The 8731-nt window shown below is 68.0% G+C and carries 12 protein-coding genes and 2 pseudogenes; 4 read left to right on the plus strand and 10 right to left on the minus strand.

From position 1 onward, the window contains the following. Positions 1 to 8: 8 nt before the first annotated feature. Complete coding sequence (locus ACZ6D7_RS32625) at positions 9 to 347, minus strand: GNAT family N-acetyltransferase (protein WP_469498625.1); 339 nt, start codon at positions 345 to 347, stop codon at positions 9 to 11. A 39-nt stretch (positions 348 to 386) separates the two neighbouring features. Further along, positions 387 to 1310: a helix-turn-helix domain-containing protein gene (locus ACZ6D7_RS32630; protein WP_469498628.1), complete on the minus strand. Its 924-nt coding sequence runs from the start codon at positions 1308 to 1310 to the stop codon at positions 387 to 389. Positions 1311 to 1599: 289 nt separating this feature from the next. Here ACZ6D7_RS32630 and ACZ6D7_RS32635 point away from each other — a divergent pair, with 289 nt between their 5' ends. Beyond that, complete coding sequence (locus tag ACZ6D7_RS32635) at positions 1600 to 1893, plus strand: hypothetical protein (protein WP_469498671.1); 294 nt, start codon at positions 1600 to 1602, stop codon at positions 1891 to 1893. A gap of 13 nt (positions 1894 to 1906) precedes the next feature. Here the strand turns inward: ACZ6D7_RS32635 and ACZ6D7_RS32640 are convergent. The 3 genes and pseudogenes from ACZ6D7_RS32640 to ACZ6D7_RS32650 all read right to left on the minus strand — a co-directional run. Then, positions 1907 to 1969 (minus strand): annotated as a pseudogene (locus ACZ6D7_RS32640) (hypothetical protein); the annotation flags it as partial. Between the two features lie 473 nt (positions 1970 to 2442). Next, positions 2443 to 2616 carry a hypothetical protein gene (locus ACZ6D7_RS32645; RefSeq protein WP_469498631.1) on the minus strand — a complete coding sequence of 58 codons (174 nt, stop codon included), beginning with the start codon at positions 2614 to 2616 and terminating at the stop codon, positions 2443 to 2445. Further along, entirely contained in the window at positions 2609 to 2842 is a 234-nt protein-coding gene (locus tag ACZ6D7_RS32650) for an XF1762 family protein (RefSeq protein ID WP_469498633.1), read from the minus strand. The genes ACZ6D7_RS32645 and ACZ6D7_RS32650 overlap by 8 nt, the downstream gene beginning before the upstream one ends. A 97-nt stretch (positions 2843 to 2939) precedes the next feature. On the opposite strand from ACZ6D7_RS32650, the gene ACZ6D7_RS32655 reads away from it, so the two are divergent. Next, positions 2940 to 3176 carry a nucleotide exchange factor GrpE gene (locus ACZ6D7_RS32655; protein WP_469498635.1) on the plus strand — a complete coding sequence of 79 codons (237 nt, stop codon included), beginning with the start codon at positions 2940 to 2942 and terminating at the stop codon, positions 3174 to 3176. 221 nt (positions 3177 to 3397) lie between these two features. Here the strand turns inward: ACZ6D7_RS32655 and ACZ6D7_RS32660 are convergent, their stop codons facing one another. Further along, positions 3398 to 4252 (minus strand): helix-turn-helix domain-containing protein, encoded by an 855-nt coding sequence (locus ACZ6D7_RS32660; RefSeq protein WP_469498638.1) that lies wholly within the window; start codon positions 4250 to 4252, stop codon positions 3398 to 3400. A gap of 593 nt (positions 4253 to 4845) precedes the next feature. Continuing rightward, positions 4846 to 5913, minus strand: coding sequence for a helix-turn-helix domain-containing protein (locus ACZ6D7_RS32665; protein ID WP_469498639.1), 1068 nt, complete (start codon positions 5911 to 5913; stop codon positions 4846 to 4848). An 823-nt stretch (positions 5914 to 6736) separates the two neighbouring features. On the opposite strand from ACZ6D7_RS32665, the pseudogene ACZ6D7_RS32670 reads away from it, so the two are divergent. Further along, a pseudogene (locus ACZ6D7_RS32670) lies at positions 6737 to 7045 on the plus strand (NAD(P)H-dependent glycerol-3-phosphate dehydrogenase); the annotation flags it as partial. On the opposite strand, the gene ACZ6D7_RS32675 reads toward ACZ6D7_RS32670, so the two are convergent. Continuing rightward, positions 6988 to 7485: a Crp/Fnr family transcriptional regulator gene (locus ACZ6D7_RS32675; RefSeq protein ID WP_469498668.1), complete on the minus strand. Its 498-nt coding sequence runs from the start codon at positions 7483 to 7485 to the stop codon at positions 6988 to 6990. The pseudogene ACZ6D7_RS32670 and the gene ACZ6D7_RS32675 sit on opposite strands and share 58 nt — an antisense overlap. 12 nt (positions 7486 to 7497) lie before the next feature. Beyond that, entirely contained in the window at positions 7498 to 7938 is a 441-nt protein-coding gene (locus ACZ6D7_RS32680; protein WP_469498641.1) for a Pycsar system effector family protein, read from the minus strand. Between the two features lie 9 nt (positions 7939 to 7947). Here ACZ6D7_RS32680 and ACZ6D7_RS32685 point away from each other — a divergent pair, with 9 nt between their 5' ends. After that, the gene (locus tag ACZ6D7_RS32685) at positions 7948 to 8403 is read left to right on the plus strand and encodes a hypothetical protein (protein ID WP_469498644.1); all 456 of its coding nucleotides are present in this window, start codon (positions 7948 to 7950) and stop codon (positions 8401 to 8403) included. A gap of 13 nt (positions 8404 to 8416) precedes the next feature. On the opposite strand, the gene ACZ6D7_RS32690 is transcribed toward ACZ6D7_RS32685, so the two are convergent. Next, positions 8417 to 8731, minus strand: a 315-nt coding sequence (locus ACZ6D7_RS32690) for an ATP-binding protein (protein WP_469498649.1), incomplete at its 5' end; no start/stop codon positions are given.

An 8731-nucleotide genomic window follows, 5' to 3' on the forward strand; every position in this document is an offset into this window, starting at 1 on the left:
CTCGGCTGTCAGCCCAACTTCGTGTCCAGCCACTGGAGGACCTCTGGGGTCACCGGATCGGTGATGTCACTGAACTCCCCCTGCCTGTCCAGGTACTTGGCCACATAGGGACAGACCGGTACGACGCGCTTACCCGACCTGCGCACGTCGGTGAGTGCCTCATGGACCAGCTGCGCGGCCAGCCCCTGTCCGGCGAAGGCGTCGTCGACTTCCGTGTGGTGGAAGACCCGCTGCTCACCACGGTCGCGGTAGGCGGTCAGGCCGACGCGCTTCCCGTCGACGAAGATTTCGTAACGGTGCCTGTTGTCTCTCCGCTCGACGGTCGGAGCGGCGGAAGGCTGGGTCATCGGGATCCTTTTCGGTTGGTGCGGGGCAGTTGCCGAAGATCAGCCGTCAGCCCGTGCGTCGGTGAGCGTCGAGTCGACGCCCGACGCTGCCACTGCCTGCCACTCGCTGGGGGACATGCCGTAGGCGTCCCGGAAGGTACGGCTGAAGTGCGATGCGCTGTTGAAGCCCCAGCGGTGCGCCACAGCGGCCACGGTTATCCCTCGGTTCGACGTCCGAGCCAGCTCATTTCTGCAGGAGTCGAGCCTCCGCTGCCGCACCCACTGGCTCACTGAGGTGCCGTCGTTCTGGAAGAGCTTGTGCAGGTAGCGGACGGAGATGTGGTGCGCGCGTGCGATCGATTCCGGTGACAGGTCCGGCTCCATCAGATGCTCTTCGACGAAGATCCGTATCCGGGACAGCATCTCGCTGCCGGCCTTCGACGCGCCGGACGTCTCCTCTCCCGCCTCCGTCTGGAGGAGTTCCATGACGAGGACGGCGAGGAGATCCACGGCGCTGCGGGCGAGCCGGTCACCGATCGTCGACCGGTGGAACTCCGCCTCGGCGGCGAGCGCGGACAGGAAGTCCGACACCAGCGCGCCCATGCCCTCGCCGTGCCGCACCGGCACACCCAGGACACGGTCCAGGTCCGACTCCGAAACGCCCAAGTAGCAGCGGGGTATACGGAAGAACGTCATCTGGCAGTCCTCGCCGAACTGCAGGAAATGACGCCGAGCCGGATCACAGAAAACAACGTCACTCGGCTCCAGGAAAACTTTGTTCCCAGCCCAGGCGGTCGCGACCGACCCACGGACATGCATTCCCACGTACAGGAATTCACCAGCATCGTCGTCGGGTATTCCGGAAAGAAACCGAATAAATCCGGGATCAGAAGGAAAAAGGGGATCGGGCGCTTGGCCACCCCCCGTTTTGGGGACACGTGTCATCAATGACTGGACCATAAGAACTCCAACCGAAATGTTCATCCAGTGGCCGAAGCCTAAAATTCAGCTACCTGCGCCAGGAACTTCTCCACCACGGCATTGAAGGCGGTGGGGTTTTCGAGGAAAGGAAAATGCGAGCTTGCCACCTCGGTCGGGAAGACGTGAAGTCGTGCGTCCGGAATCTGAGAGGAACGCCGGCACAGGGCGGCGTCGATGTGATCTGCTCGGCGACGAAGGCCGGCATCTGGGGGTCCGGGTCGCCGGAGAACATGCCGCGCACTCTTGGCGCGTCTTCTCACCGTCCGGGCCGGCGAGCACCGCACCGGGTTCCATGAGTCCCGCCACGTCGAAGATGGCGCCGGAGTCCGGCTGCTCCTCGACCGTCATCCGGGGAACGGTCGCAACGGCCGCGGGCTGGTCGACGGCGACGAACCGTCGGATCCGGCCGGTGCCGTACTGGTCCGTGAAGCTCCACCACACCGAGACGCCCATGAACTGGCCCAGCGTCGAACCGGTCAAGGTGGAGCTGGTCGACGAGTTCGAGCACATCGCGCGCCAGGCGGGCGACGCGGTATCCGTGGTGCCGGTTTGCCGGACAGTCCGTGGCCGCGCAGATCCAGTGTGACGACCCGGCGGGACGGGGACAGGCCGCTGAGCTGGTGCCGGAACATCTCCTGTGTCTGCCCCCAGCCGTGAAGCATGACCAACGGGACGCCGTCGCCTCCACTGTCGCGGTACTCGTCCGGGACGACGAGTCTCCACAGCACCGGTTCGGAGCTGATCACCACCGGTACCGGTGGTGTGTCCGTCTCCCGTCCCGAATCCAGAAACAGCTTGCGCCGATCCTCTGACCCATGGCCCACCGACTGATCGCGCGGGCCGGTCGAATGCCTGGCTCATCGAGTGTCCTCCCCTGTATTCGAGCGGCCCCTGCTTGTGAGGGATGTCGGGTATCTCCCCGGTACGCAGCCGAATCTAGAAGGGACCCTTCCGCATGCGTTGACGGAGAGCGCACTGATTTTTGTCCGACGCCGACTGGCTGACGCCGGATGCGCGCGGCGCGGAAGGGGGAGGTGGCGGCCAAGCGGCAGGGCGGTCGGCGATCACCACTCGGATCCATCGCTGAGCCCCCGTCAGACGGCGAACCTCTGCCGGGGGCTCAGCGTTCGGTGGCTCAGGAGAAGAGCAGGCGCCAGGTCAGCGGGCCCGGCTGCCCGTCAGCGTCGCCGCGCACCTCCTTGCGGGACTTCTGGAAGTCCCGCACGTTCAACCGGTCGGGCTGAGGACCTTTCGCGCTCTGTAGAAAGCCGCGGAACTCCGCGACGTTCGACGAGGCGACGTCAGACACCCAGGCAGAGGTTCGAGCGGGTGAAGCGTTCCTGCCGCTGCAACCAGGTGGGACCGTCCGGGGTGCAGGTAATGACCCGTAGATAGCCGTCGGCCGAGGCGGTACACCATGCGGCGCCGTACAAGGTGCTGCATGCGTTGGGAGTGCCATCGGTGGCCAACCAGGTCACCTCAAGCTGCCACCCGTCGTCGAAGCAGCGGGCGATAGGACGACCCACGATCGCCACGCCACGAAGTGTCCCGGCTCCGTCCTCCTCAGCCGCCTCCTTCCCGTCCTCGACGCGGTCGCCGAGACCGCCAAGCACGGCTGAGCCGAGCGACGGCTTGCGCCACGTCGCCGAGGCCCTGGAGACGGAGCTGGCCGGACTGGGCCTGACGACCTTCGGCGCGGCGGGCGATCCCTTCGACCCCCGTATCCACAAGGCCGTCGCCTACCTCCCCTCCGACCGGGCCGACCGCCCCGTCTGCACGGAGGTCGTACGCCCGGGCCACCGCGTAGGCAGCCAGCTCCTCCGCCCGGCGGAGGTGACGGTCACGAGGCCACCGACGACACGGCCCTGATCCTCCGGTAGCCGCCGGGGTGGCATGGTGTGCCGACGGGTCACCCCGCAGTGGCCTCGGCGCACCGGCAGGGCACGCCGTCGGCCAGGCCGCTCCGGCAGCAGGCGGCCGTCCCAGAGGCGTGGTGCTCCTCCCGGGACAGCCAGGCCGCCCGGTCAGCCGATGTGTACGCAGCGCAAGATCGTGCTACGGGCTCACGGCAACCGGCTTGCGGCGCGGGATCAGCCCGTCGCATCGGCGTCGTGGGCCGCCGCCTGCCATGCGCTGGGGGACATGCCGTAAGCCGCCCGGAAAGCCCGGGTGAACTGGGCGGGGTGGGAGAAGCCCCAGCGCTGTGCGATCGCTGACACGCCGGGACCGGATGGCCCGCCGCGGCCGAGTTCGTCACGGCACTTCTCCAGGCGGCACCGTTGGATGAGCCGGCACACGGTCAGTTCCTCGTCCTGGAAGAGCTTGTGCAGATAGCGCACCGAGAGGTGGTGGGCGCGGGCGATCGATTCCGGTGTCAGGTCCGGGTCGGCGATATTCTCCAGGATGAAGGACTTGATCCGTCCGAGAAGCGCAGGGCGGGCGCCTTCGGTGTCGCCGCCCTGATGGTGCGGAAGCTGCTCGGCGACCAGGCCGGCAAGGAGGTCCATGGCCTTGCCCGCGAGCCGCTCGCCGACCTCGGGCTCCCAGTCAGCTCCTTCAGTGGCGAGTTCGGAAAGGAAGGACGACACCAGCGCGCCCAGCCCCTGGTCGCCACGGACGGTCGCACCAGTCAGGCGCCGCAGCTCGGGGTCGCTCAGTCCCAGGGCATGACGTGGCACGACGAAGCACACGAGCCGCCCTTCGGAGCGCACGTCGAACGGACGGGCCGCCTCGAAGATCACGAAGTCTCCCGCCGTCAGGGCGACCTCCCGGTTGCCTTGGGTGATCGCCCCCGCCCCCCGGTGCTGCAGGGCGACCACGAACCCTGACTCGCCGCGCTGGATGTCACCCGGGCCGTCCATCCGCCGGTCGGCGGTGCCGTCCACCGTGAAAATCTCCACGTACCCGACGTGACGGGAGGCGCCCTCGGCAAAAATGTTGATCATGGACTTCTGATTCCGCCTTCCCGTGCGGGACACCTCAGGTCTTATGACTCACGCCGCCCCTTTCTTGCCCTAAGAAGCGTGATACGTGATATCGCAGCCCGAGAAAAGGGGTGTTCCACCATGTGAGCCAGGGATTCCCGGTCGGGGAGGGTGACACCCTCCGCACGTCATCACTGGGCGCAGGAGCCGGGCCGACCGACCCGGAACGGGCGACGCACACTCGGTCGGCTGCGTAAAGATGACGCAAAGCAAAGAACCCATTCAGCATTCGCCGCGGCCATCGGCGGCCCGGAAACTCAGAGCGATGCGCACCCATCGCGCCACAGCAAGCCCCTATGGAGTCACCATGGCCGTCCATGTGTCCACGGGGGCCCGGGCCTCTTCGCCGACGTCGTGATGCAAGCGAATCGCCTCTACGTCATCGGCTTTCCGGCGGGGCCGCGGGCTCGAAGCAGCGGTGCCGAACAGCCGGCCCGACGCCGTGGAGGCAGATGACCACCGGCAGGGTGACCGTCGCGCCGGCTGGGCGGACGATACGGGCCGTGACCGATCCGGTGGGCCCGCCCTGCACGGTCACCGACTCCTCGTCGACCTCAGGCTTGCTGACCTCCCCTGGAGGGGCGTGGAACGGCGGCCGTCCAGTCTGGCTCTGACTGTGCCCGGCCAGGTGGCGGCGCCTCCTGCCGCAGTCCCGGGAAATCGCCGGAGTGGCTGATCGCGCGCCACTCACGGGGCGACACCCCATAGGCCGCCCGGAAAGCGTGGCTGAAGTAGGCCGCACTGGTGAACCCCCAGCGCCGTGCCACCTCACCCACCGCAGGCACACGAGGGCCACTTCGCCCCAGCTCGCGGTGGCATTCCTCAAGCCTGCGGCGCAGTATCCACCGGCCCACTGTGGTGCCCTGCCCCTGGAAGAGCCTCTGCACATGCCGCGTGGAGACGTGGTGTGCCCGGGCGATCGACTCGGCCGACAAGCCGGGATCGGCCAGGTTCCGGTTGATGAAGGACCGGACCCGCAGATGCAGCACGCGCTGGCCTGCGTCGACGTCGAACCTGTCGTGCCCGAGCCGTTCGGCCGTGAGTGTGGCGAAGAGGGAGGTCGCGTTGCGTGCGACCTCCTCGCCGGCTTCGGGAGTGTACGAGTCCGCGGTGTCGACAATCCGTGACAGGAAGGACGACATCAGCCTGCCCAGTCCCTCGTCCCCCCGGACGACCGATCCGGTGATGCGGTACAGATCGGAATCCGGCACCGCCAGAGCGCGCCTCGGCAGCACGAACGTCGCGATCTCCAGGGACTCGCCGTACTGCGCCGTAACAGGAATACTGGTGGTGAAAAGGGTGAAATCGCCCGGCCGCAGGGAGATGGCTTCCCGGCCGTCCTGCAAGAACGCGGACGCTCCCCTGCGTTGCAGGCCGATGAAGACGTATTCGTCAGGATCGTGCGAGATCATTCTCCGGGTGCGGCTGACCTGGTACGGCTCGGCGAGCAGATTGGACACCTGGAGCGGGCCGAGCCGGTTGCTGGTGAGGGATGCCGAGAACGGCCTCGGCCCTTCCGGAATGGTGATGGCATTGCGGAGGTATGCCTGCCCCAGCGCGTCGGCGAAGAAGGCGGCACGGTCGCGGACCGGTACTGACTCCGTGGATATGTGGACGGTCATGGCGACTCCGTCGGACATGCCGCGGCGCGGCGACGGTGCGGAGCGACCGGTCACCACGTGCGGCGGTTCGCCGATCGCCACCCCCGGGGAACGGAAAGCTACTTTGTCGGCGAGTTCCCTGTCACCCAAAGGCCGGGCATACGTCGGATGAACCTTTCCCTGTCAGCGCCGAGAACGGTGTTCTCTTTCCGGCTTCTGCACCAAAGGAATCGCCGTTGCCGATACCGGAATTGACCCGCAGCTTCCGGCTGTCACGCGAGAGAAACCACCGTGCGCGGGGCGGTTCCGGCCTTGGTGAAGATTTTACGCAAGTGCGCCCCGCCGTGCAGGGTGGGACGTTCACCGCAGCCACACCCGAACCGCGAAGTAACCTCATGGTCGCTGCTGCCGCAACGGCTCCTCGCCAAACCGGCGCGGGGGGAACGAGCTCACCCGATGAGGACCAGCGGGGGCTGACCGCCCTGTTCTGGTCGAACCTGACGCGCCACCGAAGGCGGTGCACAGGTGGCGACGGCCTGGGCGACCTGGGTTCCGCGCGGGACGCCGGCGGAGGCGCTGCCGGCCGCCGTCCACTTCGCCCAGCAGGCCGAAGCCCTCACTGTGGGCGACCCCCTCGGCGGGGCGGGTCGGCCGCCCCACGGAGGGGGCGCTGGTGGATGCGGGCTGCGGCACCGGCGGCATCGGCATGTGGCTGGCCCGCGCCCTCGCCGTCCGCCTGGCGGGGTTCGACCTGTCCCCGGTCGCCGTCGCCCCGGCCACCGACCGGCGTCCCGCTTCGGCCTGTCCGCCAAGCGGGTCGCCTTCCGCGTCGCCGAGCTGGAGAGCGGTCGGCATCGCCTCCGGCATGGGCCTGGGCCACAACGCACAGGCCATGCTCACCACCCGCGGCCTGGCGGAAACCACCCGGCTGGCGGTGGCCATGGGCGCCCACCCGGCCACCCTGTCCGGCCTGTCCGGCCTGGTGGCCACCTGCTCCTCGCCGCTGTCGCGCAACCGCACCTTCGGCACCCACCTCGGCCAGGGGCTGAGCGTCGAGGAGGCGACGGCCGCCACCCGGCAGACCACTGTGGGTTCTCACCTGGAGAGGTCCGCCAGGCGGGTCAGGGCCGAGGCCAGCCGGGCAGGAACCGACGCCGTGGCCAGCTCGAGCCGCACCGACTCCGCCTCACGTACGCGGGCAATGGCATGCCGCAGCAACGGCGCCAGCAAGTCGTACTTGTCCACGAAGGCAAGGAAGTCCGCGGCCGGAACGATGTGCACCACGCAGGTCTCCGCCGCAATGACCGACGCCGAGCGGGGCTGGGAGTCCAGCACCGCCAGCTCACCCAGCAGTTCACCGGCTCCCCGCACGGCCAGCAGCGTCCGTTCCCCGCTCTGGCCCGTCAGCGTCACGAGCGTGGAACCGGAATCCAGCAGGATCACATGCGTCCCGGGATCGCCCTGCCGTAACAGCACACTGCGCGCCGGCCGCGACCTCCGCGGTGCGAGATCACGCAACTGAGACCACAACTGCTCACCGATCACTGTGATATACGGCTGATACACAGTCCCCCCAGGTGTGGCGCCCCTCACATCCGGATGGTCTCAACATGGCATGTAGGTGATCAACAGCCCAATTCCGGCCACCGCCAGGGCAACCACCACCAGATCCACCGCCAGACGGACCGCCCGGAACTTCCGCCGCACCAGGACAGCCATCACCGACAACCGCTTCTCCGCCAGCTGCCGTTGGCGCGCACTACTCATCTCGGCCAACGACGCCACCAGCAACCCGGCGTCCGCTCCCCGCCGCAACCCGAGCAGTTCGCCAGGCACACCGGCCGGGGGAAGCACCGGGCGCAGAGCCCACAAGGCCGCGCCTACCGCCGCCGTCAACAACAACGAGGTGGTGGCTTCGTAGGTGAGAACGGAGAGCGAATGTCGCCGGGGTCTGGCAGCGGTTCTTGATCGAGGCGCCCAGCAATGTCGATGAGAACTGGCAGCGCCCAGAGGGCTTGGCTCGGGCGTGTCGGCACGGACGGACATAATGCGGCTGTGGACCTGAGACCGGAGTTGTTGCCCCCGCCCGTGAGTCGGCAGCGGCTGGACGAGCTGTGCGCCGAGGTCGAGCGGATCGCTGACATGCTGGAAACCCGCCGGGCGGCAGCGCGTGAGGCAATCACGGCCTTCAACGCGATGACCGGTCATGACTACGAGGTCCTCGACTTCGCTGAGTACGACGGAAGCAGGAGCCTGGAGGAGTTCGCGCGGGAGGCGGCCCGGCCGGCTCGCCCCGTGGTTGCGGACATCACCCGGGACGAGCTCGTTGAGATCGTTCGCAGACTCCTGCTGGCCGACCCGGAGAGCGACTACTACCTGCGGCTCCTGGAGGCGAACGTGTCGCACCCCCGGGTGAGCGACCTGGTCTTCCACCCCTCAGACGACCTTCGGGGCGCGTCTGCGGAGGAGATTGTCGACGAGGCTCTGAAGTACCGGCCGATCGCGCTCTGAGCCCTGCGGGAAGTCAGCCGGCCGTGGCCTGCTGTTCGGCGCGGGCTCGGGTGGTGGCGAGGCGGTAGGAGTCGGTGCCGGTCTCGATGATGTTGCCGCCGAAGGTGAGACGGTCGACGATGGCAGCGCAGAGGCGAGGGTCAGTGAAGGTCTTGGTCCAGCCAGAGAACGACTCGTTCGAGGCGATCGCCACGCTGTTCCTCTCCTCCCGCTCCGTCAGAACCTGGAAGAGGAGTTCGGCGCCGCGGCGGTCGAGTTCCATGTGTTGGGTCGGGGACGGGACGCCGTGCACCGTTTCCGGTGTCGGTTTTCCCGTCCCCGCCCGCCG

The organism is Streptomyces sp. NPDC041784, from assembly GCF_055591025.1.

Bases quoted from the DNA above. Each gene is read 5' to 3' on its own strand.
- ACZ6D7_RS32625 (WP_469498625.1), bottom strand. From the start codon at position 347: ATGACCCAGCCTTCCGCCGCTCCGACCGTCGAGCGGAGAGACAACAGG.
- ACZ6D7_RS32665 (WP_469498639.1), bottom strand. From the start codon at position 5,913: ATGACCGTCCACATATCCACGGAGTCAGTACCGGTCCGCGACCGTGCC.
- ACZ6D7_RS32635 (WP_469498671.1), top strand. From the start codon at position 1,600: ATGAGTCCCGCCACGTCGAAGATGGCGCCGGAGTCCGGCTGCTCCTCG.
- ACZ6D7_RS32680 (WP_469498641.1), bottom strand. From the start codon at position 7,938: ATGTCCGTCCGTGCCGACACGCCCGAGCCAAGCCCTCTGGGCGCTGCC.
- ACZ6D7_RS32630 (WP_469498628.1), bottom strand. From the start codon at position 1,310: ATGAACATTTCGGTTGGAGTTCTTATGGTCCAGTCATTGATGACACGT.
- ACZ6D7_RS32660 (WP_469498638.1), bottom strand. From the start codon at position 4,252: ATGATCAACATTTTTGCCGAGGGCGCCTCCCGTCACGTCGGGTACGTG.